General features: G+C 57.7%; 22 protein-coding genes. 10 read left to right on the top strand and 12 right to left on the bottom strand.

Annotated elements, in window-relative coordinates:
* The first annotated feature begins 23 nt into the window (after positions 1–23).
* Positions 24–1,784: an FMN-binding glutamate synthase family protein gene (locus LG294_RS14270; protein ID WP_404291780.1), complete on the top strand. Its 1,761-nt coding sequence runs from the start codon at positions 24–26 to the stop codon at positions 1,782–1,784.
* Positions 1,785–1,791: 7 nt separating this feature from the next.
* Here the strand turns inward: LG294_RS14270 and LG294_RS14265 are convergent, their stop codons facing one another.
* The 4 genes from LG294_RS14265 to LG294_RS14250 all read right to left on the bottom strand — a co-directional run bounded on the left by LG294_RS14265 (position 1,792) and on the right by LG294_RS14250 (position 4,650).
* Positions 1,792–2,820 carry an enoyl-CoA hydratase/isomerase family protein gene (locus tag LG294_RS14265; protein ID WP_404286808.1) on the bottom strand — a complete coding sequence of 343 codons (1,029 nt, stop codon included), beginning with the start codon at positions 2,818–2,820 and terminating at the stop codon, positions 1,792–1,794.
* Between the two features lie 43 nt (positions 2,821–2,863).
* The gene (locus tag LG294_RS14260; RefSeq protein ID WP_404286806.1) at positions 2,864–3,769 is read right to left on the bottom strand and encodes a LysR family transcriptional regulator; all 906 of its coding nucleotides are present in this window, start codon (positions 3,767–3,769) and stop codon (positions 2,864–2,866) included.
* A 46-nt stretch (positions 3,770–3,815) separates the two neighbouring features.
* Positions 3,816–4,052, bottom strand: coding sequence for a hypothetical protein (locus LG294_RS14255; protein WP_404286804.1), 237 nt, complete (start codon positions 4,050–4,052; stop codon positions 3,816–3,818).
* A gap of 121 nt (positions 4,053–4,173) precedes the next feature.
* A complete protein-coding gene (locus LG294_RS14250) occupies positions 4,174–4,650 on the bottom strand; it encodes an Lrp/AsnC family transcriptional regulator (RefSeq protein ID WP_404286802.1) in 477 nt (158 codons plus the stop codon).
* 242 nt (positions 4,651–4,892) lie between these two features.
* On the opposite strand from LG294_RS14250, the gene LG294_RS14245 reads away from it, so the two are divergent.
* Both LG294_RS14245 and LG294_RS14240 read left to right on the top strand, forming a co-directional pair.
* Positions 4,893–6,143 (top strand): MFS transporter, encoded by a 1,251-nt coding sequence (locus tag LG294_RS14245; RefSeq protein WP_404286800.1) that lies wholly within the window; start codon positions 4,893–4,895, stop codon positions 6,141–6,143.
* Between the two features lie 10 nt (positions 6,144–6,153).
* The gene (locus tag LG294_RS14240; protein WP_404286798.1) at positions 6,154–6,636 is read left to right on the top strand and encodes a hypothetical protein; all 483 of its coding nucleotides are present in this window, start codon (positions 6,154–6,156) and stop codon (positions 6,634–6,636) included.
* On the opposite strand, the gene LG294_RS14235 is transcribed toward LG294_RS14240, so the two are convergent.
* The 3 genes from LG294_RS14235 to LG294_RS14225 all read right to left on the bottom strand — a co-directional run bounded on the left by LG294_RS14235 (position 6,623) and on the right by LG294_RS14225 (position 9,756).
* On the bottom strand, positions 6,623–7,654 hold the full coding sequence (locus LG294_RS14235; protein WP_404286796.1) for an LLM class flavin-dependent oxidoreductase: 1,032 nt from the start codon (positions 7,652–7,654) through the stop codon (positions 6,623–6,625). The genes LG294_RS14240 and LG294_RS14235 overlap by 14 nt on opposite strands.
* A gap of 91 nt (positions 7,655–7,745) precedes the next feature.
* Positions 7,746–7,949, bottom strand: coding sequence for a cold-shock protein (locus LG294_RS14230; protein ID WP_096286756.1), 204 nt, complete (start codon positions 7,947–7,949; stop codon positions 7,746–7,748).
* A gap of 289 nt (positions 7,950–8,238) precedes the next feature.
* On the bottom strand, positions 8,239–9,756 hold the full coding sequence (locus LG294_RS14225) for an MFS transporter (RefSeq protein WP_404286793.1): 1,518 nt from the start codon (positions 9,754–9,756) through the stop codon (positions 8,239–8,241).
* 136 nt (positions 9,757–9,892) lie between these two features.
* Between LG294_RS14225 and LG294_RS14220 the strand changes: the two genes are divergently transcribed.
* Together LG294_RS14220 and LG294_RS14215 are read left to right on the top strand one after the other, a co-directional pair.
* Positions 9,893–10,447 carry a TetR/AcrR family transcriptional regulator gene (locus tag LG294_RS14220; protein ID WP_404286791.1) on the top strand — a complete coding sequence of 185 codons (555 nt, stop codon included), beginning with the start codon at positions 9,893–9,895 and terminating at the stop codon, positions 10,445–10,447.
* A 19-nt stretch (positions 10,448–10,466) separates the two neighbouring features.
* On the top strand, positions 10,467–11,720 hold the full coding sequence (locus tag LG294_RS14215) for a CynX/NimT family MFS transporter (protein ID WP_404286789.1): 1,254 nt from the start codon (positions 10,467–10,469) through the stop codon (positions 11,718–11,720).
* Positions 11,721–11,726: 6 nt separating this feature from the next.
* Here the strand turns inward: LG294_RS14215 and LG294_RS14210 are convergent, their stop codons facing one another.
* A complete protein-coding gene (locus LG294_RS14210; RefSeq protein ID WP_404286787.1) occupies positions 11,727–12,383 on the bottom strand; it encodes a trimeric intracellular cation channel family protein in 657 nt (218 codons plus the stop codon).
* A 45-nt stretch (positions 12,384–12,428) separates the two neighbouring features.
* A complete protein-coding gene (locus LG294_RS14205) occupies positions 12,429–12,986 on the bottom strand; it encodes a DUF1697 domain-containing protein (protein WP_404286785.1) in 558 nt (185 codons plus the stop codon).
* 75 nt (positions 12,987–13,061) lie between these two features.
* On the opposite strand from LG294_RS14205, the gene LG294_RS14200 reads away from it, so the two are divergent.
* Positions 13,062–15,014: a prolyl oligopeptidase family serine peptidase gene (locus LG294_RS14200; RefSeq protein ID WP_404286783.1), complete on the top strand. Its 1,953-nt coding sequence runs from the start codon at positions 13,062–13,064 to the stop codon at positions 15,012–15,014.
* Here LG294_RS14200 and LG294_RS14195 read toward each other — a convergent pair.
* Together LG294_RS14195 and LG294_RS14190 are read right to left on the bottom strand one after the other, a co-directional pair.
* Complete coding sequence (locus tag LG294_RS14195; RefSeq protein ID WP_404286781.1) at positions 15,011–15,406, bottom strand: RNA-binding S4 domain-containing protein; 396 nt, start codon at positions 15,404–15,406, stop codon at positions 15,011–15,013. The two genes, LG294_RS14200 and LG294_RS14195, sit on opposite strands and share 4 nt — an antisense overlap.
* A gap of 27 nt (positions 15,407–15,433) precedes the next feature.
* A complete protein-coding gene (locus LG294_RS14190; RefSeq protein ID WP_404286779.1) occupies positions 15,434–15,790 on the bottom strand; it encodes a hypothetical protein in 357 nt (118 codons plus the stop codon).
* A 93-nt stretch (positions 15,791–15,883) separates the two neighbouring features.
* Between LG294_RS14190 and LG294_RS14185 the strand changes: the two genes are divergently transcribed.
* The 3 genes from LG294_RS14185 to LG294_RS14175 all read left to right on the top strand — a co-directional run bounded on the left by LG294_RS14185 (position 15,884) and on the right by LG294_RS14175 (position 19,722).
* Positions 15,884–18,256 carry a Tex family protein gene (locus LG294_RS14185; protein WP_404286777.1) on the top strand — a complete coding sequence of 791 codons (2,373 nt, stop codon included), beginning with the start codon at positions 15,884–15,886 and terminating at the stop codon, positions 18,254–18,256.
* 146 nt (positions 18,257–18,402) lie between these two features.
* Complete coding sequence (locus tag LG294_RS14180; RefSeq protein ID WP_404286775.1) at positions 18,403–18,906, top strand: ferritin; 504 nt, start codon at positions 18,403–18,405, stop codon at positions 18,904–18,906.
* Between the two features lie 93 nt (positions 18,907–18,999).
* Entirely contained in the window at positions 19,000–19,722 is a 723-nt protein-coding gene (locus tag LG294_RS14175; protein WP_404286773.1) for an SH3 domain-containing protein, read from the top strand.
* Here the strand turns inward: LG294_RS14175 and LG294_RS14170 are convergent.
* On the bottom strand, positions 19,719–20,462 hold the full coding sequence (locus tag LG294_RS14170; protein WP_404286771.1) for a response regulator transcription factor: 744 nt from the start codon (positions 20,460–20,462) through the stop codon (positions 19,719–19,721). The two genes, LG294_RS14175 and LG294_RS14170, sit on opposite strands and share 4 nt — an antisense overlap.
* Positions 20,463–20,796: 334 nt before the next feature.
* On the opposite strand from LG294_RS14170, the gene LG294_RS14165 reads away from it, so the two are divergent.
* Positions 20,797–24,726: a choice-of-anchor G family protein gene (locus tag LG294_RS14165; RefSeq protein WP_404286769.1), complete on the top strand. Its 3,930-nt coding sequence runs from the start codon at positions 20,797–20,799 to the stop codon at positions 24,724–24,726.
* Positions 24,727–24,756: the final 30 nt, after the last annotated feature.

Genomic DNA, 24,756 nt, shown 5'->3' with positions numbered 1-24,756 from the left:
CAGGCAGTAGGGTCGAAAATATGATGCGGATAGTCGTAATTCTGTTCCTGTTCGTGCTTGCTGCCGGATTTGTGCTCACCGCGCTGTTGGCGGGCACCTCCGGCAACTGGGTGTGGTGGATTCTGGTGGTGCTCACCGCGGTGCTGGTGGCCGTCGGGATCCGGGATATGACACAGAAACGGCATGCGATCCTGCGTAACTTCCCCATTCTGGGGCACGCCCGCTACCTGTTCGAATTCATCCGCCCCGAGATCCAGCAGTACTTTATCGAGCGGAACACCGACGGCACGCCGTTTGACCGAGATACCCGCTCGATGATCTACGCCCGTGCCAAGGGCACCGACAGCCACAAGGCTTTCGGCACCGAGCTGAAGGTGAACGAGGTTGGGCACGAATATCTGCTGCATTCAAGCGCGCCGGTGGCTCCGAATAAGGAGCAGCACCGGGTGGTCGTCGGTTCGAGCCAGTGCGCTCAGCCCTATGCGATGTCCTTGTTGAATATCTCTTCGATGAGTTTCGGATCGCTGTCCGCCAATGCGGTGCTGGCGATGAACAAGGGCGCGGCAATGGGCGATTTCGTCCACGAGACCGGCGAAGGCGGGCTGACCAAATACCATCTGGAGCACGGTGCGGACCTTTTCTGGGAGATCGGTTCGGGCTACTTTGGCTGCCGCACCCCAGAAGGCCGGTTCAACCCGGAGACCTTTGCGCAGAAGGCCAATCTCCCACAGGTCAAGGGCATCACCATCAAAATGTCGCAGGGCGCCAAGCCCGGACTTGGCGGGGTGCTGCCCGCGGCGAAGGTGACCGCGGAAATTTCCGAGGCCCGCGAGGTGCCGATGGGCCAGGACTGCATTTCTCCGGCAAGCCACCCAGAATTCTCGACACCGCGCGAGCTGCTTGCCTTCGTCTCCCAGCTGCGCAAACTATCTGGCGGCAAACCGGTGGGGATCAAGTTCTGCGTGGGTTCTCGCACCGACGTGATGGCCATCTGCAAGGCCATGATTGAAACCGGGGTGCTGGTTGATTTCATCACCGTAGACGGTGCCGAAGGCGGCACCGGCGCCGCGCCGCTGGAATATGAGGATCATGTGGGGACCCCGCTGACCGAGGGGCTCATGCTGGTCCATAACGTGCTGATGGGCGCCGGGCTGCGTCACGAGATCCGTTTGGCGGCGGCCGGGAAGATCGCTAACGGTTCGGATATCGTCAAGCGAATGATCCAGGGTGCGGACTTCGCCTTCTCCGCCCGCCCGATGATGATGGCTACCGGCTGCATCCAGGCGCAGAAATGCCATACGAACCATTGCCCGGTAGGCGTAGCGACGCAGAACAAGCGGCTGATGCGGGCCTTGGACGTTGAGGACAAGGGCCACCGCGTGTACAACTATCACCGGCTGACGGTGACCGAGGCGGGGCAGATTATGGCCTCCATGGGCCTGCGCGGTCCGGACCAGCTCAATACCAGGATGCTGCGCCGCCGGGTGAACCTCCAGTCAACTCGCTCCTATGCCTCGCTGTTCCACTGGCTGCGGCCCGGCGAGCTGCTCGAGAATCCTCCTGCATCGTGGCGGGATGATTGGCAGGAAGCGGACTCGGACCACTTCGGCGAACATGCCCCGGTGCATTTCGGCATCCCGAGTACTGTGGCGTTGGCTCCCGACCGGCAGATCCGCGAACCCGAGGATGCGGTGAAGCCCACGCGCGTGGAACCGCGGGATTCCCAGAAGGTCCAGCCGGTGCCCAGCGATGCCACCAGGCCCGAAGGCCAGCCAGGATCCTGAGCCGAAGCTACTGGTCCATGAGGGCCAGCAACGCCGAAGCGTTGACTTCGCGCGGCGAACTGGGTTGCCACTGCGGGTTTCGGTCCTTGTCGATGACTTGGGCTCGAATGCCTTCGGCTAGATCGGGCTGATGCATCAGGTGCGCCGCCAAGCGCAGCTCGCGGTCCAGTGCGCCGCGCAGGTTCTGCTCGGCGCGGGCCGCACGCACCGAATGGAAAGCTGCGACCACGCTCGTTGGCGAGTTCGCGGCGATCGCCTCGGCCGCGCGGCGGGCAGCGGGATGCACCATCGTGTCCAAGCGTGCCAGGACTTCTTCTGGGGTGTCCGCTCCGAAAGCGTAGTCGACCCAACCTTGCTCGATTTCGAGCTGACGGGATTCGGGGACCGAGTGAAGCACCTCTATGGCCGAAGCGATCTCGGCGGCGCCGAGGCCGATCAAATCATCGAGTTCGTCAAGAATCGACTCGGCGAAGCTTTCGCCGATGACCGTGTCGGCGAATCCCAGATATACCGCGTCCGCGCCGCTGAATGAGCTGGCAGTCATTGCGAAGTACTCGCCAAAGTGGCCCGGCGCGTTGGCCAGCAGATGGCTACCGCCAACATCCGGGGTGTAGCCAATGCGGGCTTCGGGCATGCCCAGCTTCGCATCGGCGGTGACCAGCCGTACCGGCGCGTGGCTTGCCAGACCGATACCGCCGCCCATGGTGATTCCGTGGGCCAGGGTCATCAACGGCTTGGGGTAGACCGAAATCAAGTGGTCGGTGCGGAACTCCAAGGCGAGCAGTTCCAGGAAATCCGCGTGCCTGCCACCGGTGACCGCAGCATGGAAGTCGGCTATATCCCCGCCGGCGCAGAAACCTCGCTCGCCTCGTCCGGTGAGCAATACGAGTTGAATCTTCGGGTCTTCGGCCCAAGACCGCAGAACCCGGTGCAGCTCTTGGAGCATAGCCAGGGTCAAGGCGTTGAGTTTGCCCGGACGGTTCAGTTCAAGATGTCCTACCGGTCCGTGCACGGACGCAATGACAAGTTCTTCCACGATCGCCCTTTCCGAGGCTGCCTACCGATGGCCGCTTACTAGCCTAGTCGGAAAGGATCTGCGTGAGCCGGTCCAAAACGAGGGCTACCTTGGGCTTCTTCGAATTCTCTGGTTTCAAAGCGAAGATCGAGCGGGCAAGGCGGATTTCCGGTGCATCGACAATGCGCAGACCCGCGGGGGCCTGGGTCATGGCGAGGTCCGGCACCAAGGCGGCGCCGAGGCCCGAAGAGACCAAATTCAGTGAGGCGTTAAAATCGTCGCAGTAGGCAGCGACCTGAGGATGGATGTTGTACGAGGCGAAGAGCCGGGAAATCAAGGTGGCATCCGAGGTGCCCGGGTGATGGAAGATCCATGGCCATTCGGCGAGCTGGTCCACGGTGAGCTGGGCGTCGTCTGCGATCGGCCATGAGGCGGGGATGACGACGCGGAACTGGTCATCGCCCAGCCATGCGCGCTCCAGCGAGGCGGGCCAGCTCAGCCCTCCGGGACCCACCTGGAAGATGAGCGCTAGGTCGAGGTCGCCACCGTTGCCTAGCCCAGCGACGGTTTGCTGCGGTTCGCCGATCCAGAGACGCAAGTTGATGCCCAGCGCGTTCCAGTCTTCGCTAGTCAACAGCTTGGGCAGCGCGTAGGTGGCCAGGGATGGGAAAATGCCGAGTTTGATCTCTTCGCGGTCTGTGGAATCCGTGGAGATGGTTGCTACGTCGGCCATCAGGGCGTCGAGGTCGGTGAGCACGCGCTTGGCGTGGCGCACCATGCGCATCGCGGCCGGTGTGGGCGTGATGGAGCGGGCACCACGCAGGAACAACGTGGTTCCGGTGCTGCGTTCTAAGGCAGTCATCTGTTGGGAGACGGCGCTGGCAGTGTAGCCCAGCCGGTTTGCGGCTGTGGCAAAGGAACGATGCGCCACCACTTCGAGAAGGGTGCGCAGATGAACTGGATTTATCACGTCTAAAGTCTAAACGCAGAAGCCTAAGGGATGCTTAGTCAGTGAGCTAGTCCTCATCTTCGTCGTCGTTGGATTCTTCGGTGAATTCGTTATCCAGTTCCGCTTCGGTTTCCAGATCGTCATCGAGCAGGTAGTTGCGAGTGGCTAATGGATCGATGTTTCGCATCGTTTCGGGCGCGTCGCTGGAACCTTCATAGGCTTGGGAATCGCGACCGTCATCGGGTTCGTAGATGTCGTTCCCGTACTCGGGAGCGAAGTCGGTTGGTTCAAAATCTTTAGTCATCACGTACTCCTCCACAGAATGCGAGGGATCCGACGAGAGTCGGGGTTATCCCTCATGACTTCTCGTAATCACAGCCTAGGCCGGGAATGCCTACAAGGAAAGACTTGTATTTTCGCGGATTTCAGTGATTGTGTTCGGCATAGTGCTCCAACAGTGGTGCGGCCCGGTAAGCCAGGTGGGTGTGGAGCGCGAATGTGGTTTCGGACCGGGTGACACCCTTGATCCGCAGGATCTGGCGCAGCCCCGACTGCAGCTGGTGGGTATCGGTGGCGATCAACCGAACCCAGACATCTCCGCGGCCAGAAGTTTCATGGATTTCAAGCACGTTGGGGATCTGCCGCAGCGAGGTCACCACGGTATCCAGGTCGCGGTGCACGACTTCCAAGGTCACGAAGGCCAACACGTCATAGCCGAGTTTTGCCAGGTCAAGATCTCGGCCGCCTTCGCGGAGCACATCCGCGCGCTGCAGGCGGCGCAGACGCGACTGGGCGGTGTTACGGGCCACGCCAACTTCGTCGGCGAGGTCCGAGATTTGGATCCGCGGATCCCGGATCAACGCCAAGAGAATTTTCAGATCGACGTCATCCAAACGCACCATTTGCTCACTCCTAAGACCCACAGAGGCCAAGTTTTTGACTATTTTGCTCAAACTCTAACAAGTTTGAAGTCCGAGTGTCCCTCTTTAGAGGATATTTATGAGTGAACGGTCTAGATCAGTAGACATTTTCTTACAGATCGCTCAAATAACCGGTGGGGTATCGAGTAGCCCCACCGGTAAAAACTTTTTTTGTGCAACAACATGGCGACATCCTTTGGACCACCCGCCTTTTGGGAGACCTCATGTCGGTAATCAGCGAACTACGCATGCAACCAGCTCGAACCAGGCCATTGACCTGGAACCCGGGCATCACCACGCGTTTGAGCATCACCGTGCTGGTGAGCTTCACCTTGCTGGTGGGCGCTAATTTGGCGACGCCGCTCTACCCGCAGCTGCAAGCCGAACTTTCACTGGATGCTATGGGTACGACCATCGCCTTCGCCAGCTACGTCTGTTCGCTGATGTTCTTCCTCTACATCGTGGGCCACTGGTCCGATCATATCGGCCGTCGCGCCGCACTGGTGCTTGCCATCATCATCTCGCTGGTGGGCACACTGAGCTTCGGCGATGCATCAAGCCTGTGGGAACTGTGCATCGGCCGCGGGCTGCAGGGCGCAGGCGTTGCCCTAGCTACCGGTGCTAGCGCCGCAGCGCTGCGCGAGTTATTGCCGCATAAACCCGAATGGGCTTCGCGCTTCACCCTTCTGGCATCTTCTGGAGGAGTGGCTTTTGGCCCATTGCTCGGCGGCGTGCTGGCATTATTGCCAGGCGGACGTGCCACGGTCTTCACCGTGCAGGCGGTGCTTCTGCTCGCTACACTGATTCCATTGGTCGCATTGAAGGCGCGTCCGGCGATTGCCATGGCCGAACGCGGCAAACGGCACCGTGCATTGGCGCCTCGTCGATTGGGCATCCCGAGCGATGCCCGGTCCAAGTTCTGGATGGGTGCGCTGGTTGGATTCTTGAGCTTTGCGGTTTTCGGTTTCGCATTATCGCTGGCCCCGGGATATTTCGCGCAGGTTTTCGGGCTGACCTCGTTGCCGATGATCGGGCTTGTCGCTGGTCTTCCGCTGGGCATATCGGCGCTGTCCCAGGTAGTGATCCGCGGTGGCCAGCGTCTGCTGCCCGTTGGCTTGGTGATGCTGGCCGCTAGCACCATTGGCCTGGTGGTGGCCGCGGAAGCCGGTTCGCTGTGGCTGGCAATTCTGGCGCTGGCGCTGATTGGCCTAGGGCAGGGAATAGCGTTCAGGACCGCATTCAGCGGTGCGGTAAACGCGGTATCGGCGTCCCTTCACGCGCAGACCGTGTCGACTATTTACTTGGTGACCTACCTCGGAAGCGCGCTGCCGGTGATTGCCTTGGGCTGGGCCGTGGGAGTCTATGGCCAGGAACTAAGTATTCTGATCTTCAGTATTCTTTGCGCGCTGCTGGCCCTGCTGCTCACCGGATGGTCCGTGGCTTCATTGGTGAAGGACCGTAATTCCCGGGCGTAGCCTAGCAGGTATGAGTACTTCCACTTCTGCGGTGGCCACGCGGTCCGCCACCTGGGCGGCCGCCGCCCGAGTTTTCGTCCCAGCCATCTGGCTCGGACTGATCATTGGAATTTCATTCATTGAGGCGCCGCTGAAGTTCACCGCACCCGGGATTACCATCGGGCTGGGATTAGGCATCGGACGGCTGGTCTTCGCGGCCATGAACGCGGTGGAAATCGTGCTCTTCATTGCTTTGCTCGCCGGAAGCATTAAACGTGGCGCGGACCGAGCCTGGTGGTGGCTGCTGGGACTCATCGGATTCCTGTTGGCCATTAAAACGGTAGCGATCCGCCCCGGGCTGTCGGCACGCACCGATGCGGTGCTGGCCGGTTCTTCCGCGGGCGGATCGCTATGGCACTACGCCTATATTGGCGTTGAAGGTGTATTGACCGTTGCACTAATCATCGCGCTGATCTTTGCGGTCAAGCGCTGGGTGCGCATTAGCCCGCAGTAACCAACCGGCAGGCCTGCGCGGTGAGGTTGACCGAATTCAATCGGTCCTCCTCGAGCAATGGGTGGTGCACGGTGATCAGCTCGTCCGCTTGAGCGCTTTCCGCGAAAGCTTCAAGATACTCGGCCACGTTCTGCCCGGTACCGATGGCCGTGTAGCGCATCATGTCCAAGATCTGCTCGGCTTGCGGAGTCTCCATCACCATGTCAAGTTCGGCTTCGGTAAATTCCTTCTTCGCGTTGCGACCTAAGAAGGACGCGACGCGGTGGCGTTCGGAGGCCACCTTGAGATCGTGGGCGTGCTGAACGCTCTCGGCGGCAATCACGCCGACTCCGGCGATGACATAAGGTTCGGCCAGCTGAGCCGAAGGCTTGAACTGCTCGCGGTAGGTCTTGACCGCCTGATGCAACGCCGCCGGAGCGAAATGCGAAGCGAAAGAGTATGGAAGACCGAGCTGCGCGGCAAGCTGCGCGCCGAAGAGCGAGGAGCCCAGAATGTAGAGCGGAACGTTTGTGCCCGCGCCGGGAATCGCTTGAACGCCCGGGATGCGTGACTCGCCGGCAAGGTAGGCCTGAAGTTCCAATACATCCTGCGGGAAGGAATCGGAGGCCGACGGGTCTCGTCGCAGCGCGCGCAAGGTGGTCATATCGGTGCCTGGTGCGCGTCCCATTCCTAGATCGATACGATCGCCGAAGATTTCGGCCAGGGTTCCGAATTGCTCGGCAATCACCAGTGGCGAATGGTTGGGGAGCATGACGCCGCCAGAGCCCAAACGGATGCTTTCCGTGTGGTGGGCCACGTGGCTGATCAGTAGGGAGGTCGCGCTGGAGGCGATAGTCGGCATGTTGTGGTGCTCGGCGTACCAAACACGTTCATAACCGGTGCGCTCAGCAAGCTGAGCGAGGCGTACAGATGACTTGAATGAGTCGGAGATGGTGCTATTAGGTGCAACCGGGGCAAGGTCCAGAATCGAAAGCTTCACAGTTGATACAACCTGACGAGGCGCGGGACTATTCCGCATCGGGCAATAAACGTGAAAACGGCGCCTTCCCAGATAATTCTGGGAAGGCGCCGTTGACGCTAATGTCTAGGGGCTATTCGCCTAAGACGCTTTAGAGTCCGCGGATGTCCGCTGCCTGAAGACCCTTAGGGCCCTCAACTACTTCGAACTCAACCTTCTGGCCCTCTTCCAGGGTACGGAAGCCCTGGGTCTGGATGGCGGAGAAGTGAGCAAAGACGTCTGGATCTCCGCTGTCTGGAGCGATGAATCCGAAGCCTTTTTCAGCGTTAAACCACTTGACGATACCGGTTGCCATTATTCTATTTGGTCCTTTCAGACGTTCCTCACCGTTTTTGTTGGTGAGCTTGGTTGTAATCCACGCGAGACGTTGAAACCGAAGTTTCATCTTCTTACGAAGCAGCCAAGTCATTCACTTCACGTCTAGAAGGGGTTCGCGCCAACCATGCGGATCGACATTCACAAACTTCTAAAGGGTTCTTCGCGAATTACTTTGGAACTACACTGCCTAGCCTACGTCGAGATTCGCAACTTTTGAATAACTTTGACCTAATTAATCTAGATTTTCGGAAAGTGTCCCAAATCGTTTACCGAGTAGCGGGTTTGATGATTCGAGCTACTACGATCGCGGCGACTAATGCCAGTACCGCCGCAATGCTGGAAGTGATGAGTACTCCGTGGTCGAATGCGTGGGCTGCAGAGCTCAAGAGCGACTGCGCCTGATCGGTCGGCAGCCCCTGCGCAATCTGATGCGCGCCACTCAGAGTTTCCCCGGCCGCTTGGGTCTGCGCCGCGTCGAGGGCACCTGGAACCTTGAGCTGTGCGGCATAGACGGTATTCAAAATGGTGCCAAGCACGGCCACGCCAAGGACCGCTCCGACCTCATAGGCGGTTTCCGAGATCGCCGAGGCTGCCCCCGATTTCGAGGCTGGTACAGCGCTGAGGACCATGTCATTGGAAAGGGTTTCGGACATCCCTACACCGATTCCCAGGACACAGAAGGCCGCCATGAGCCAGAAGACATCTCCAGAGGAACCTGCGAAAACAACCACCGTGTAGGCCAAGGCAGAAAGCAGGAGTCCGCCGACCATAATCGCCGGCGCGCCAAATCGTGAGGACAACGGCACCGAGACGAGGCCGAAGACCATCGTCAAAACGAGGCCCGGGGTCATCAGCAGACCAGCATCGAGCGGACTGTACCCTGCGATGAGCTGCAGGTGCTGGGAGACAAAGTAAATGAATCCAACGAGCGAGAAGACTCCGATCAGGTTCACCGTGAGCGCTCCCGAGAAAGCGGCGTTGGAAAACAGGCGTACGTCGATCATTGGATTGGCGGAAGCCAGCTGCCGGCGCACGAAGCTCACTCCGCTAATTACGGAGAGCGTTACGGACCCAATCACCACGTATAGAGGTTCGGAGGTGAAGGACTTGATCGCGTAGACGAAGGGCAGCAGGGTCAAAATGACCAAGACGATGGAAACCGGATCGACTCGCCCGGGATTCGGGTCCTTGGATTCGGGCAGAAGCAGCAGCCCGCCGATCAGCAGCGGTAGCAGCATGGGAACTGCCAGCAGGAAGACCGAACCCCACCAAAAATGCTCCAAGAGGATCCCGCCAATGATTGGCCCGAGGACCGCTCCTCCGGAGAACGCGCAGGCCCAGATGGCTACCGCGGTCCGGCGTTCTTTCGCGTCGGGGAAGATATTGCGGATCAGTGACAAGGTGGCCGGCATCAGCATGGCGCCGAAAATGCCGAGCAGTGCGCGGGCGAGCACAAGCTGGAAGGCATCGGTGGCGAAAGCCGCTAGCGCTGAAACCAGGGCGAATCCCGTGGCGCCGATCAGCAGCACCTTGCGTCGGCCAATCCGGTCGCCTAAGAAACCCATGGGCACTAGCAGTCCCGCGAGGATCAGTGGGTAGATGTCGATGATCCATAGCAGTTGCGTACCGCTAGGCGATAGCGCACCCGAGATGGCGGGAACCGCAAATGACAGCACCGTGTTGTCCACGGAGACGAGTAGTACCGGGAAAAGTAATACAGTCAGAGCGGCCCAGCGGCGCGAACGACTCAGCGTGGAGGTGCGTTCGGTGATCTGTGAGCTCATTGGATTGGCCTTCGAAATTTGTGTGCAGAAAGTGGGGAGTGCTGTTTCACTCCAATCGTAACTATACCGTCTGGTTGGTATAGTTACCATCGAATGTAAGGTTAAATCCGTCACCGTCTAAAACTCAAGGAGATTCATGGCCCGTCCACCTGCGGCACGCACGAAGGTGCTAGATGCTTATATCTCGTTGCTCTGCGAAGAAGGGGAGCGTGCGGCAACCCTTGATGCCGCCGCGACACGAGCAGGAGTTTCAAAAGGCGGACTGCTTTATCACTTTGCTTCAAAGGAGGCGCTTGCAGCCGGTGTGATCGAGTCGACGGAGGAACATGTCCAGTTAGACCTCGATCGGATGCACGAGGCCGCCGAAGGCGCCTCGGTATATTACGTGCAGACCTCCGCGGAAGTCGACACCGAATTGGACCGTCATTTGGTCGCTGTGCAGCGTCTGGCTCAGGCCGGTGTTGCGAGCGCAGCGGCGATGCTAGAGGACGTGCACTCCCGGTGGCTGCAGCTAATCCTCGACGAAGTTGGAGACCCGGCGATCGCGCATCTGGTCATCCTGATTGGCGAAGGGCTCTATGCCCATTTGGCCACGCCGGGCTCCTGGTATCAAACCAATTTTGATGGTCGGCTGCAAGAATTACTAGACTTGGTCCCGCAACTTAAAAAGTTGAAAGAACTCAACGAATAATTCTGCAGGGATGTGTCACATGGCCGAAGACGGCACAAGGAACCGACTCAAAGGTCGTCTCGGGGCGCTGCTAGGCATCTTGTTGATGGCTTTGTCGCTGCGTGCGGCGGTAGTGTCCGTGCCGCCGCTATTGGGCCGCATCCAAGATGATATCGAGTTCACCGAGTTCACTACCGGACTGCTAGCCATGCTGGCACCGATCTCATTTGCGGTCTTCGGGCTGCTGACCCCGCGGTTGATTCGCCTCTGGGGCCTGGAGCGCACTCTCATCATTTCTGTGGCGCTGGCGGTAGCCGGACAGCTGGCACGACCATTTATGCCAAATGTCTACCCCTTCTTGGCTCTGTCCATTGTCACCTTGGCCGGTTACGGCATGGGTAACGTGGTGCTGCCGCCACTAGTCAAGAAATACTTCCCGGATCGTATCGGCGTAGTCACCAGCGGATACGTCACGATGATAGCCATCGGCACCTGGCTGGCACCGCAGTTCTCGGTTCCTTTTGCCAACGTCGGCAGCTGGCAGACCTCGATCGGTTCGTGGGCTCTGCTTTCCGGGATCGTGCTGATCCCGTGGACGGCGCAACTGATCGCAGACCGCCGCGTGGAACGCCCTGAGGTGCCAATGCCGGCGGCCAGCGGACATGAGATCGCGCGGATCAACCCGTGGAAGTCCAAGGTAGCTTGGGGTTTGGCCATCTTCCTTGCCGGCAACTCCGCGCAGACCTACGTTTACTTCACCTGGCTACCGCCCTACCTGCACGCCCAAGGATTGGACGAGGCAACCAGCGGAAATATGCTCGCGCTCTTCGCGATCCTCGGATTGCCGGTGGCCCTGCTGGTTCCGCTGTGGGTTCCACGATTGAAGAACCCGATCATCGCGGTGGGTGTGTTCACCCTCTGCTGGATTATCGGCCACCTTGGAATTTATCTTTCACCGACACAGGGAACCTGGTTCTGGGTTTCGATGGCAGGCCTGGGCCAGGGCACCTTCGCTATCGCGCTGCTGATGATGAACCTGCGCTCGCGCACAACCTACGGCTCAGGTGTGCTTTCCGGCTTCGCCCAGGGTCTGGGATATGCCGGTGCCGCCATCGTCCCGATGCTCTTTGGCGTCGTCCAACAGGCCAGCGGATCCTGGGGTGCCGCCTTCTCGATGCTCGGCGTGTGCATCGTGGTGATGCTGCTCGGAGCAATGATCATCAATCCGCCGCGCACCATCGAGGACTCAGCGCCGGGCGCTGAAAACGAAGGCAAACTCGAACGCCTGGACTAGCGGCACCTAGAAATGTCGTTGCGGTCCGTTCTCCGGTGGGGGACTTGGAGTGGGCCGGTGCCAGTGACCTGCCGCAAGCGGTATCCGCCAGCCGAACTTCAACGAGGCCAGGCGCGTGGCGAAGGTCAGCGCCGCAATGCCCACGCCAACTAGGGGGTTGAAGAGGTCAAAACTCCAGAACACCGCGGTGAGGATGCCGCCGATCATTGCCGGGATCGCATAGATGTCCCGCGGGTTGAACAAATCCGGGGTGACATTGGAGATGACATCGCGCATCAGTCCGCCGCCGACACCGGTAATCATTCCCAGAAGCACCGCGGTGACCGGATTAAAATCGTGCTGCAGCGCCTTGAGCGTTCCGGTCATGCAGAACAGTCCCAGCCCCGCGGCGTCGAAGACCAGTACCAGACGGTGAAGCTTTTGGATGGCAGGAGTGAAACCATAGACAAGCAGCGCGGCGAGCACCGGTGGCAGGAAATAAATTGGGTGCCCGAACGTGGCCGGGGATTCATTCAGGATCAGGTCGCGCACCACACCGCCGCCTAGGCCGGTGACGCCGCCGAGGAACACCGAACCAAGCATGTCGAAACCGCGTCGGGCAGCCATCAGTGAGCCGGCAACGGCGAAAAAGAAAATGCCAACGAGTTCGATGACAATGAGCATGGTGTGGCCCTCAGCGAGTTGAAGCGGAAGCGGATGCAGTGCTTATTATTCTCCGAGTTCCTGCGCACGAATAATCGTCGAAAGTTTTACTAAGGTATTGAGGTTGCGCGTGGTGATAATCCGCTGGCGAGCTTGGGCGGTGACAAGCTTCGAAATCGGGGATTCAAGGCTTTGGCCCTTCTCACTGATCCAGCACAAGCTCCTGGCTCGCACCGCCACTACGTTGGCATCGACGAGCTGGGACGCCGCGGCATGAAGCTCCTGCGCATCCTGGGCTCCTGCGCAGAGAGTCAGATAACGGTGGTAGTCGGCGGCTGGCTCGGGAACCGCCAGGGGGAAGCCGGTCGCCAGTTCGTGGACCTCGGCGGCGCTGAATACCAGCGCCGGTATCGGGCGGCCATAGTGTTCGGCAAGCAGTTGCTCGCAGCGCTCACGAACTTCGAGAGCCTCGCAGTGCGGTGCGTCGAGGATGACATTGCCGCTGGCGAGCACGGTTTTAACCTGGCCGTAGCCGGCTTCGCTGAGCAGTGTAGCGAGATCTTTCATCAATACTTTGACGCCACCGACGTTGACTCCGCGTAGGAACAATACAAACTTTGCCATGGCTCCATCCAAGCGCACCGAGTTATCGCTTGTCGAGGGTCGTTCTCAGCTCAAAATATGACTAGGATCGAACACATGCTTCAGCACATGCCCTTTGGATCCTGGCCGTCGTCAATCTCAGCTCAGCAAGTAGCAGCTGGCACTAAACCTTTAGGCGCAGCCTCCTTCTTTGGAGACAAGCTGATCGTTCAGGAGGGGCTGCCCGCAGAGGGCGGACGCATGACTCTCATCGAGTATGAACGCAACGCTGCCGCTGCCGGGCGTCAGCTGATCGAGGCGCCGTACAACGTGCGCTCGCGAGTTCATGAGTACGGAGGCGCCAGCTGGCTGCTGCTCGTCGGGGACATCCCCGCGGTGGTCTTTGCGAACTTCGATGACCAGCGCGTCTACCTGAAGGTGCTGGCCAATGAAGAACCCGTGGCGTTGACTCCGCCAAGTATGGTCGATGGCGATCCGGCGTTGCGCTTCGCCGAGTTTGTTCCGGGCCCGGCAGGCCGGGTACTGGCTATTATGGAGGACCTTCGCTCCGAACCGGTGCGCCATATTGTGGAAATCCCCTTGGATGGCAGCGCCAGCGAAGATCTCACGGCAATCCGTTTGCTCAGCGCACCGGCTCGCTTCGTCGCCGGGCCGCGGCTGAGTCCGGATGCTCAACACCTGACCTGGATCAGCTGGGACCACCCGGATATGCCTTGGGATGCGACCGAACTTCACCTCGCCGAATACGCCGAGCAGGGAATCCTGCAAGACTCGGTGATCGCCGGCGGCCTCGACATCTCGGTCATGCAGCCCGAATGGACAGATAATGACCGGCTGACCTTCATCTCGGATGCCTCGGGATGGTGGAACCCCTACACCTACCAGCTCAGCTCCGGGCGAACCGTGCGTTTAGTTGACCGCGCGGCAGAGTTTGCAGGTCCGCTGTGGCAGGTAGGGACCGGCTGGTATTTGAACGAAAACCAGCAGACCCTGTTGTGCTCCTATGGAACTGGAACTACCAAAATCGCTCGGGTGCATACGATTACCGGGGGACTGGAAGATCTTTCCCTTCCCTTCACCCGGGTACGCCCGCTAGCGTTGCAAGATGGGTGGCTGCTGGCCGGGACCTCTTCGCTGACCCAAGGAGAAGAGATCTCCTTGATCAATCTGGAGACCTTGGAGCACCAGTCGGTGACTCGATCAATCGCCGAGCTTCCAGACCCTGCCATGCTTCCCGAAGTCGAAGAATTTGAATGCGTCAATGTGGCTGGCCAAGCGGTCCACGCACTGTTGTACAAGCCTCGCCAAGAAGGCTATGCCGGGGCTGACGGAGAGCTGCCCCCGTATGTCACCTTCGTGCACGGCGGGCCAACTAGCCAAGCAGTAGCCACACTGAGTGCTGCCATCGCCTACTACACATCGCGGGGTATCGGCGTGGTGGACGTGAACTATGGTGGCTCCACCGGCTATGGCCGAGACTATCGAAACCGACTACGTGGCGCGTGGGGCGTGGTTGACGTGGCGGATACCGTGGCGGTCATCCAGGCGCTCATCTCCCGGGGCCTTGCCGATCCGGCAAGAATTGGTATTGAAGGTGGCAGCGCCGGGGGCTGGACGGTGCTGTGCGCACTGACATTCTCCGACGTCTTTACCGCTGGCATTAGCCGTTATGGCGTCTCAGATCTGGTGGGACTGGTACAAGATACCCATGACTTTGAATCCCAGTACATGTTCTCCTTGGTGGGCCCATACCCGGAAGCAGCAGAGCTGTACGAAAAGCGGGCGCCCATCAACCATGTGGATAAGATTTCTTGCCCGGTACTGCTGCTCCAAGGGGATGAAGATAAGGTAGTCCCGCCAGCTCAGTCACAGGTGGTGGCAGACGCCCTGGCCAAGCGGGGGATCCCGCATGCCTACATCTTATTTGCAGGGGAGCAGCATGGCTTCCGTAAGTCGGCAAATATCGTCACGGCGTTGGAAAGCTCGCTGGCGTTCTATGCGCAGATTTTCGAATTCGCGGCGGACGTACCAGCGATCGAATTGAACTAGTCTTCGGGTCCCTGCCAAGAGGTGCGCAAGCGATCAATTTCGCGGCGATCCTTCTTGGTGGGGCGGCCTGCGCCCCGGTCGCGGATCGGCACCTGCGGGATGACGACTTTCTCACGGGGAGGTGTGTGGTCAAGGTAGCATTTGACGGCTACCGGGGCGCCGACGCGCTTTGCAATAAGGCCGGTGACTTCGAGTTCTCGGTCCCAGCCGTCCTTGCGTACTCGGATGCGGTCCCCGGGAACAACTATTTGGGAAGCTTTGACCGGATCCCCGTTGAGCCGAACATGTCCGGCACGGCACGCGGTGGTCGCCGCAGAACGAGTTTTGTACATGCGCACTGCCCAGAGCCACGCATCAAGGCGGACCTTACCGCTGGTGGGAATTTCGACCATATGTCAAAAGTCTAGATCACCGTGGGGCTAGTTGTTGTTTGCGTTGGCATCTTCGCAGGCCTGCACTAAACGATCTTGCAGCGCTTGCGGTGCCTGGTCTCCGGAACTTGCGAGGTCCTTGAGCACATCGACCATAGGCTGCGGCAATCCGCCGCCTTCAACCGAACCGATAATGGAGCTGAGCACGCGCAGCTCTCCCGCATCGATGCTGCCATCTTGAACTGGCGCACAGGCCTGGCGGACCATCTCCGTGGCAGCCGCGTCGGTGAGCTGCGAGGCTGCCGACGAAGCGGTATCTTCCAGCACGGAACAACCAGCGGTCACCATTATGAGCGACGATACGGCTAGTATCGCGGCTGACTTTCGAATTGCTACATTCCCCATAGTTAGCAAGTCTAGCGTCCAAGTTTTAGGATCTGCTGGGTGTCAACCGAGTTGATCATCTGAAGATTAAACTCTTTGGGGCACAATGGTTCGGTGAGTAGCACAGAGCAGAAGATCATTGAACAGCTGGCAGCCGAACTATCTGGTGACTCCAAAGTTGCGGTCTGGCAGGTCAAAGCGGCCGTGGAACTTTTGGACTCGGGGTCAACGGTTCCCTTTATCGCCAGGTATCGAAAAGAAGTCACCGGCATGCTTTCCGACACGCAGCTGCGTTTGCTCGAAGAGCGTTTGCGGTACTTACGAGAACTCGAAGAACGCCGATCGGCAGTGCGCGAGGCGATAAGCGAAGCCGAAAAGCTGACAGATCAGCTTGACGCTGCGATTTCGGCGGCGGCTACCAAGGCCGAGTTGGAGGACATCTACCTTCCGTTCAAATCCAAGCGGCGAACCAAGGCGCAGATTGCTCGTGAAGCTGGCCTGGAGCCGCTGGCGGATTTGCTGCTTGAGGATCCGAATATCGATCCGCACGTGGCCGCGGGCACTTACCTCAACGTCGAAGCAGGCTTCGGCACCGAGCTGGATGTGCTTTCTGGCGCACGCTCAATTGTGACCGAGAGGGTCTCTCAGAACGTAGGGCTGGCTTCCGAACTACGTGAGCGACTGTGGAAGTCGGGCAAGATCGGCGCCAGCGCTTCGGCCACCGCGACCGCTGACGCACAAGGAAAATACAAGGATTACCTCGACTACGTGGCGACCCTGGATTCATTGCCGTCGCACCGCGTGCTTGCCTTGTTGCGTGGTGAACGTGAGGGAGCGCTGAAGCTGCAGTTCGCCGAGGCAGATCCGCGCGATGAGCAGGCGCTCGCCGCAGCTCGCAGCGGATACGAAAATGCCATCGCTGCCTCGCTCGGAATTTCCCCCAGCACCGATGCGCCGGCCGCGAGCTGGTTGCAGCAGACCGTCCGCCTGGCGTGGAAGGCTCGGTTGCTCACCCGTTTTGAATCCGACTTGCGTGCTCGTCTCTTCGATGCCGCCGAGGACGAATCAGTGAAGATTTTCGCGGCTAATCTGCGTGATGTGCTGCTGGCCGCGCCGGCGGGAAACAAGGCAGTTCTCGGGCTGGATCCAGGTTTGCGCACCGGGGTGAAGGTCGCGGTAGTTGACCTCACCGGCAAGGTCGTCGATATTGCCACCATCTACCCTCATGCCCCGGCTAACCGGTGGGATGAATCGGTGAAGACCCTGGCCAAGCTGGCGCAGAAGCACAGCACCTCGCTTATTGCGGTGGGCAACGGCACCGCAGGGCGCGAAACCGATCGCCTCGCGGCAGAGGTCATCAAGGTCCTCGGTGGCAAGGATCTTTCCAAGGTCATCGTGTCCGAGGCCGGAGCGTCCGTCTATTCTGCCTCCGAACTCGCAAGCCAGGAACTACCGGACCTGGACGTCTCGATCCGCGGCGCGGTGTCCATTGCCCGGCGCCTGCAGGACCCGTTGGCCGAGCTGGTGAAGATCGATCCGAAGTCGATCGGCGTGGGCCAGTATCAACATGATGTTGGTGCCACGAAACTGGACCGAGCCTTGGATGCTGTCGTCGAGGACTGTGTGAATGCGGTCGGCGTGGATGTAAATACCGCGTCACCGGCATTGCTCTCACGCGTAGCGGGTGTGGGCCCGTTGCTTAGCCGAAATATTGTGGATCACCGCAACGCCAATGGGGCTTTCGCTACACGCAAGGAGCTGTTGAAGGTGCCGCGCTTGGGTGCCAAGGCCTTCGAACAGTGCGCTGGATTCTTGCGCATCACCGGTGGCAAGGAGCGCCTGGATGCTTCCTCGGTCCATCCCGAAGCATATGCACTGGCCAACAAGCTGCAGCAGGCAGCCGAGAGCCAGGGTCGTCGATTAGAAGAACTGAACCCAGCTCACTTCACCACGGAGCAGTTCGGCGAGCCAACGATTCGGGATGTCATTGCAGAACTCCGCCGTCCGGCGCGTGACCCCCGCGGCGAATTCGTTACCGCAGTACTACGTGAGGGAGTGGAAACACTTTCGGACGTGAAGCCGGGAATGATCATGGAGGGTACCGTCTCCAATGTGGCTGCCTTCGGAGCCTTCGTTGATTTGGGAGTGCACCAGGACGGGCTGATCCATGTCTCGGCGATGAGCAACAAGTTCATTTCTGATCCGCGTGAAGTGGTCAGCTCCGGACAGATCGTTAAGGTGAAGGTCTTGGAAGTCGACGCAGCGCGTAAGCGCATTTCGCTCACCTTGCGTCTGGATGACGAGCTGCCAGGCGAGAAAGAGAAGCCAGAACAACCAAAGACACGCAGTCAAAGCGGACGGGGTTCCAGCGGAAGTCAAAGCAATCGCAGCGAGCGTGGACACGGTGGCAACCGTAAGGCAGCACCAGCACCTAACGCCAATACCGCCATGGCCGAGGCTTTGCGTCGTGCGGGTCTAGGGAAATAGCCGGTCTCCCTGAGTTGTTGCCCTTACCTTTGTTAGCATCGGCTCAATTAACTACTGGTCAACGCGAAAGTATGTGCTAATTGCTGTCGTGATAAGTGTGTCCGAACTTCGGTGACAACTAAGAAAATGAGTCGTAGTCTTTAGACATGAAACTTACCGGAAAATTGGCAGAAGCCTTCAACACTCAGTTAACCCTCGAATTGACAGCTGCGACCGTTTACCGTCAGTTGGCAGTGGAAATGGATGTCATGAGCCTTTCCGGCATTGCCGGTTGGTTCCGTGCGCAGGCTGCTGAAGAAGTAGTGCACGCGGAAAAGTTCATGACTCACATGACCGACCGCGATGCTCGCCCAATGATCGGCGAACAGCCTGCACCGACGATGAACGTCAAAACTGTTGTTGACGCGTTCTCCGTGTCCTTGGCCCATGAGCGTAAAGTTTCCGAAGCTATTCGGGAACTGTACCGACTGGCGCAGACCGAGGGCGACATTGATTCGATCCCGATGCTGAACTGGTTTATCGAAGAGCAGGTCGAAGAGGAAGCCTCCGTTTCCGAGATTCTGGACCGTCTCAAACTCGTAGGAGACGACGGCAGCGGCATTCTGCGGCTTGACCGTGAGCTCGGCGGACGCACGTCGGCAGGCGAATAAAACTTCAGGAAGATAAAAAGTCTTCAAACATGAAATAAACTTAGGGAATCAGCTACTTGCTGGTTCTCTAAGTTTTTCTATATCGAGGTGGTTGTGAACCAATTGGGTTATCCGCATCCTTCGGCTCGGACGTCGTCACCGACGCATACGCACCGCACAACGGCAGAGCTGAAACTACGTAAGGGTGCGGGGCGACACTACCTTATTCAGAGCAATCTGAACTCGGGAACAGAACTAGCGCTTGTTGAGGTGCGTGGCTCTTGGGCGCACGTTTACGTTCACCGAATTTACGGATGGCTACCAAATATTTATCTTGAACCGATTCCTGCTGCCTTTGAAGAAAACGTCGAAGGCAATCAAGAAGCGGTTAGCGGATCGCGAGTGCTTTCGCGATATTCGCTGATCGAGACAACCCACGTCACCACCGCAACTCTCAACCTGCGCAAGGGAAGTGGCACTGGTTATCCGGTGCTCAAGGTTGTCGAACAAATGAGCAAGGTGCGGATGGTTCTGCAACAGGGACTTTGGTCGCAAATTCAGTTCGGCCAACTGCTGGGCTGGGTCCCGAGCATGTATCTGCAGACTTTGCCATCTCGTCCCGCTAAAGGGGGGCTCATCGCGGTCCCCAACCAGCGAGCACTGACAACCATTCAGCTTAACGCCCGTCGAGGCCCCGGAGATCATCACTCGTTGGCGCGCATTCTGCAGGCCGATACGGCCGTGGTGATAGTGGCTCGCCAAGGCGCTTGGCGACAGATTGACCGCGACGGCGAAGAAATGTGGATTCCAGCCAGCCAGTTGCGGACCGTCTACTAGGCGGTCCGTAGATCAGCCGAGGTAATGAGTCCTGTTTCAGAGGCGATGACCGCCAACTGAACACGGTTCGAGACCTCAAGCTCATCCATGATCCGTGCTAGATGCAACTTCACCGAGCCTTCACTGATGTGCGAGGATCGAGAAATTTGAACGTTCGTCATCCCTGAAGCAACACCGCGCATAAGTTGCTTGTCTCGATCGCTTAAGTCGCTAACGATGGATTGATTCTGAGACCGTTTGGCATATCGCATCGGTTTCTCCCAGCCATCAGATGGCTGGGCAAACAATTGATAGCCGGCCGCGACCATGCGAAGTGCGCTGGGCAGCTCGGCGCTAATGGAATTTTTGGAAATCAGTCCGGAGCTTCCCGCATCATATGCTTTCCCGAGTTCAGCGCGCCCGTATGAATTCGCGAGCAGGACGACTCTTGATGATGGCGCCTGGGAAGTGATTTCCTCGATAGCGTGATGAATATCGGCGCCACTGAGCGAGTACTCCAGAATCACAATGTGTGGGGTGAGGCTCACAGCATTCTGCACAGCTTCATGCATGGAATCTGAGATTTTCTCGATCGTAATGTCACTGGCGGATGCTAATACTGCAGAGATTCCTGCGCGTGAAAAATGATCACTATCGGCCAAATGGACTCGAATGGGGCGCACTGCATCCTCCTTGTTCAGAAAATACTCAGGTTGACGTGCAATGAATCGATTTTCATGCCGTTGCATGAATTCGTCCATTGCTTGTAGCGTTATTCTATAGCCACGTGGCTAAAAAAATCACTCTGATCGGTGACTGTTAAGTCTCAAATCAGACACGGTTTTCTTGACTAGCCGTTGCCTAACTGGTGTCAATACCTAATTTTGATGAATTCGGGATGACTCGTGTATCTGAACTACTGGCCAGTAGCCCTGATTAGCTATCACATTTAGCCATGTGGCCAAGATTGATAACCTGAATTACCCAAGAATTAGCTGAAAGAAACCTGAGTATGTTGGGCGGTTCGGCATAGGCTCTAGGTTGGGTCTGATTTTGATGACCCGAAGACCACTACATCTAACTTGGAGGACAGCGGTGCAAGCTACTAATTCCCCGCCGAAGAAGAAGGGAACGAAGGCCAAAGGTGCTCGTCGGGTTCTAGCCGGCGCTGTTGTCACAAGCCTTTTCGTTGCCCCGACCGTTACTGCCGCATTTGCTGCCCCGACAGATCAATCGGAAGCCTTTGGCCGGGTCATCAATGCCGATGGACTGGGACTAGATCTAGCAGAGGCCGGTTACTCCTACTCGGGAAACCCTAGTTCGCCGAGCAAGCAGGAAAATCCGCTGAATGTTTCCGCTTTGGAAGGCTTAGTGGGTCTAACCCTGCCGACCATTGCTCTTCCAGTGATTAGCGACGACGGCACCGGTCTGCTTGACCTCGGTCAGGCAGGTGCGCTGTCTTCGTATGCCATTGCCGATACTGCGACTCATGCCAAGGCCTCGGCTGGCGTTCTGGGTGCTGACGGCGCGTTGGCCGTTGACCAGAACACCGGCGAGCTTGCGACCATCGACCTGACGAAGCTGTTTGATGACCTTGAACTTACTGAAGCAACCGCTGGCGTCCTTGACGTTGCCGAATTGCAGCTGGGCGCACTTGGTTCGACGACCGAGCGTATCGATGGTAACGACCCTACGCACGAGTACCAGATCGCTTCGGCTACCGTAGATCTGCACAGCCCTCTCTTGGTCGATCTGAGTGAAGATCTAACTGCTGCCACTACAGGCGTGGGCGAGTTGCTTGATAGCCTGGTTGGTGAGGGTAGCCTCGTATCGGGGCTTACGAATGCCCTGAATCTCGTACCGGGTGTTTCTGGCGTGAACTTCGAAGTTACAGGGCTCCCAGCTGTCGTTACTACTTTGAACGCGCTGGTCACTAAAGATCTCGTTTCCGAGTCGGAACTAGTGACTGTGAATCTGGGTACAGGTATCGTCACTCTGGATTTGTCCAAGGTCGTCACGGGTGGTCTAAATGATCAGCCTGCGAACACTAAGTTGTTGGATGACACTGTGGCACAGCAGGTGAGCGCGGAACTTCGCACTCTGCTTGAAGGGCTAACCGTTGAGATTACGACTGCACTTAACGAAATTCTTGACAATGCAGAATTCAGCCTCACTGGCGACGTCAACATTCCTCTAGTCGCCAGCGGTACGCTAGACCTCAGTGGTTCTCTGGCTGACTTCTTGAACAACAACAAGACAGAGTTCACTAACAACAGTGAGCTTACGGCCCTAGGTGGTCTGGTCAATCTGACTGTAGTCTTGGATGGTCTCGTCGATAGCGTCCTGGCCGCAACCTCGCCTGTTTTGAGTACCCTGACCGGCCTGGTAAATGGACTTCCAGTAGCCCTCGACGGGCTTGTTGCTGATGTCGTATCTCCAGTGATTGACAACGCGATCGAGCCGTTGCTCGAAGGCGTACTTGAAATCACTATCAACGAGCAGGGCACGATCGCGAGCTCGGCAGTTACCAATCCTCCGGCAGCTCCTGCCGCCGCCCAGATCGTAGACCCAGCTCCTGAGGGTGAGCTCAATTACGTTACTGCCCTGGCAATCGATGTTTTGCCTGGTTCTCTGGCCGTTGGCGTTGATCTGGGTACTTCAGCAGTTCGTGCTGCGGCTGAAGCTGCGGTAGCACCAGTTGAAATTCTGCAGCCGACTGACAACCAAGCTGACGTCCCTGCAGGGGATGTTGTTGTATCGGGTACAACTGAACCCTTGACTGACGTAGTGGTCACTCTTGATGGTGGCGACTCTCGAACTGAGACGGCAGATGAGGACGGAAACTGGACGACGACCTTTGAAAACGTCGCCGCGGGTTCCCACACTGCAACAGCCGTTGGTGAGGGCGTCGATAATACAGATTCCGTCACGTTCACTGTCGTAGAAGATAGTACTGCTGACAATACTGCTGAGAACACCGATGTGAACACTGATGTGAACACTGCGGATAACGAAGCTGAGAACACCGATGTGAACACTGATGTGAACACTGCGGATAACGAAGCTGAGAACACCGATGTGAACACTGATGTGAACACTGCGGATAACGAAGCTGAGAACACCGATGTGAACACTGCGGATAACGAAGCTGAGAACACCGATGTGAACACCGATGTGAACACTGCGGATAACGAAGCTGAGAACACCGATGTGAACACCGATGTGAACACTGCGGATAACGAAGCTGAGAACACCGATGTGAACACTGATGTGAACACTGCGGATAACGAAGCTGAGAACACCGATGTGAACACTGATGTGAACACTGATGTGAACACTGATGTGAACACTGCGGATAACGAAGCTGAGAACACGACTGAGAACCAGGGCGACAATACTTCGGATAACACCTCGGACAACACCGAGCACCCAGTGCTGAACGTTGTTCCAGATAGCGTTGAAGAAGGCGACGACGTCACGGTCATCGGCGACAAATTCACTCCAGAGGGAACTGTCGAACTCGTAGTCCGTAACGTCAACGGCGAAGGAGATCCAGTCCAAGACTTGGAGATCACCGTAGACGAAAATGGTCACTTCAAGCACGACTTCAATACTGAAGGATTGCCTGAAGGCATCTACATCATTGAAGTCACTGATCCGGAGACCGGCAACACCTACACCGAGTACTTCCAGGTCAAGCCTTCAGACGATGCTTCTTTGATCGTGGGCGTTGACATCACCCCGAACCGCCTGATCAAGGGCGAATCTGGTGAAGTAACCGGTAAGGAATTCACTCCTGGTGGAGTTGTCGAAATCAAGCAGAGCGCCCTGGGCGCAACTGACGCCGGTATGGTCGATGCTGTTGCGGCAGCGCTGCCAGCAGATGTCACCGCGAATGATGCTGGCGATGTCAGCTTCAAGGTGGATACCACTGACATCGAACTCGGAAACTACCTCCTGGTTCTCACGGATGTGGAATCCGGATCATACGGTTTCACAACCTTCACGGTCGTAGCCGATGAGTCGAACGCAGATAACACTGCAGACAACACCGATGCGAACACTGAAGCTAATACCGATGCGAACACTTCGGATAACGCTGACGCGAACACCGATGTGAACACCACCGATAACGCTGATGCGAACACTGAAGCTAATACCGATGCGAACACTTCGGATAACGCTGATGCGAACACCGATGTGAACACCACCGATAACGCTGATGCGAACACTGAAGCTAATACCGATGCGAACACTTCGGATAACGCTGATGCGAACACTGATGTGAACACCACGGATAACGCTGATGCGAACACTGAAGCTAATACCGATGCGAACACTTCGGATAACGCTGATGCGAACACTGATGTGAACACCACCGATAACGCTGATGCGAACACTGAAGCTAATACCGATGCGAACACTTCGGATAACGCTGACGCGAACACCGATGTGAACACCACCGATAACGCTGATGCGAACACTGAAGCTAATACCGATGCGAACACTTCGGATAACGCTGATGCGAACACCGATGTGAACACCACCGATAACGCTGATGCGAACACTGAAGCTAATACCGATGCGAACACTTCGGATAACGCTGATGCGAACACTGATGTGAACACCACGGATAACGCTGATGCGAACACTGAAGCTAATACCGATGCGAACACTTCGGATAACGCTGATGCGAACACTGATGTGAACACCACCGATAACGCTGATGCGAACACTGAAGCTAATACCGATGCGAACACTTCGGATAACGCTGACGCGAACACCGATGTGAACACCACCGATAACGCTGATGCGAACACTGAAGCTAATACCGATGCGAACACTTCGGATAACGCTGACGCGAATTCCGGCGACAACGACGGAAAGCAAAAGGACAAGAACTCCGATAAGGACCGTCTTGCAGATACCGGTACCAACGGTTCACTGCTGATCGGTGCTGGGGCACTGTTGCTGCTGATGCTTGGTGCTGGAGCTACTTTGCTAGCTCGTAAGCGCAAGGCCTAAAGCAGTAGTTATTTAGTCCAGAAATAGGAA

The organism is Glutamicibacter arilaitensis, assembly GCF_044793945.1.
In the GTDB taxonomy this organism is placed as follows: Bacteria; Actinomycetota; Actinomycetes; order Actinomycetales; family Micrococcaceae; genus Glutamicibacter; species Glutamicibacter arilaitensis_B.
Note: the sequence above shows the minus strand (reverse complement) of the source record. Positions and strands in the feature narration are given on the sequence as shown.

Excerpts from the sequence above, each read along its gene's own strand:
- LG294_RS14270 (WP_404291780.1), top strand. The coding sequence starts at position 24 with ATGCGGATAGTCGTAATTCTGTTCCTGTTCGTGCTTGCTGCCGGATTT.
- LG294_RS14170 (WP_404286771.1), bottom strand. The coding sequence starts at position 20,462 with ATGGACGAATTCATGCAACGGCATGAAAATCGATTCATTGCACGTCAA.
- LG294_RS14190 (WP_404286779.1), bottom strand. The coding sequence starts at position 15,790 with ATGGGGAATGTAGCAATTCGAAAGTCAGCCGCGATACTAGCCGTATCG.
- LG294_RS14255 (WP_404286804.1), bottom strand. The coding sequence starts at position 4,052 with ATGACTAAAGATTTTGAACCAACCGACTTCGCTCCCGAGTACGGGAAC.
- LG294_RS14195 (WP_404286781.1), bottom strand. The coding sequence starts at position 15,406 with ATGGTCGAAATTCCCACCAGCGGTAAGGTCCGCCTTGATGCGTGGCTC.
- LG294_RS14250 (WP_404286802.1), bottom strand. The coding sequence starts at position 4,650 with ATGGTGCGTTTGGATGACGTCGATCTGAAAATTCTCTTGGCGTTGATC.
- LG294_RS14205 (WP_404286785.1), bottom strand. The coding sequence starts at position 12,986 with ATGGCAAAGTTTGTATTGTTCCTACGCGGAGTCAACGTCGGTGGCGTC.
- LG294_RS14180 (WP_404286775.1), top strand. The coding sequence starts at position 18,403 with ATGAAACTTACCGGAAAATTGGCAGAAGCCTTCAACACTCAGTTAACC.
- LG294_RS14220 (WP_404286791.1), top strand. The coding sequence starts at position 9,893 with ATGGCCCGTCCACCTGCGGCACGCACGAAGGTGCTAGATGCTTATATC.
- LG294_RS14240 (WP_404286798.1), top strand. The coding sequence starts at position 6,154 with ATGAGTACTTCCACTTCTGCGGTGGCCACGCGGTCCGCCACCTGGGCG.
- LG294_RS14230 (WP_096286756.1), bottom strand. The coding sequence starts at position 7,949 with ATGGCAACCGGTATCGTCAAGTGGTTTAACGCTGAAAAAGGCTTCGGA.
- LG294_RS14200 (WP_404286783.1), top strand. The coding sequence starts at position 13,062 with ATGCTTCAGCACATGCCCTTTGGATCCTGGCCGTCGTCAATCTCAGCT.
- LG294_RS14235 (WP_404286796.1), bottom strand. The coding sequence starts at position 7,654 with ATGCGGAATAGTCCCGCGCCTCGTCAGGTTGTATCAACTGTGAAGCTT.
- LG294_RS14210 (WP_404286787.1), bottom strand. The coding sequence starts at position 12,383 with ATGCTCATTGTCATCGAACTCGTTGGCATTTTCTTTTTCGCCGTTGCC.
- LG294_RS14215 (WP_404286789.1), top strand. The coding sequence starts at position 10,467 with ATGGCCGAAGACGGCACAAGGAACCGACTCAAAGGTCGTCTCGGGGCG.
- LG294_RS14225 (WP_404286793.1), bottom strand. The coding sequence starts at position 9,756 with ATGAGCTCACAGATCACCGAACGCACCTCCACGCTGAGTCGTTCGCGC.
- LG294_RS14245 (WP_404286800.1), top strand. The coding sequence starts at position 4,893 with ATGTCGGTAATCAGCGAACTACGCATGCAACCAGCTCGAACCAGGCCA.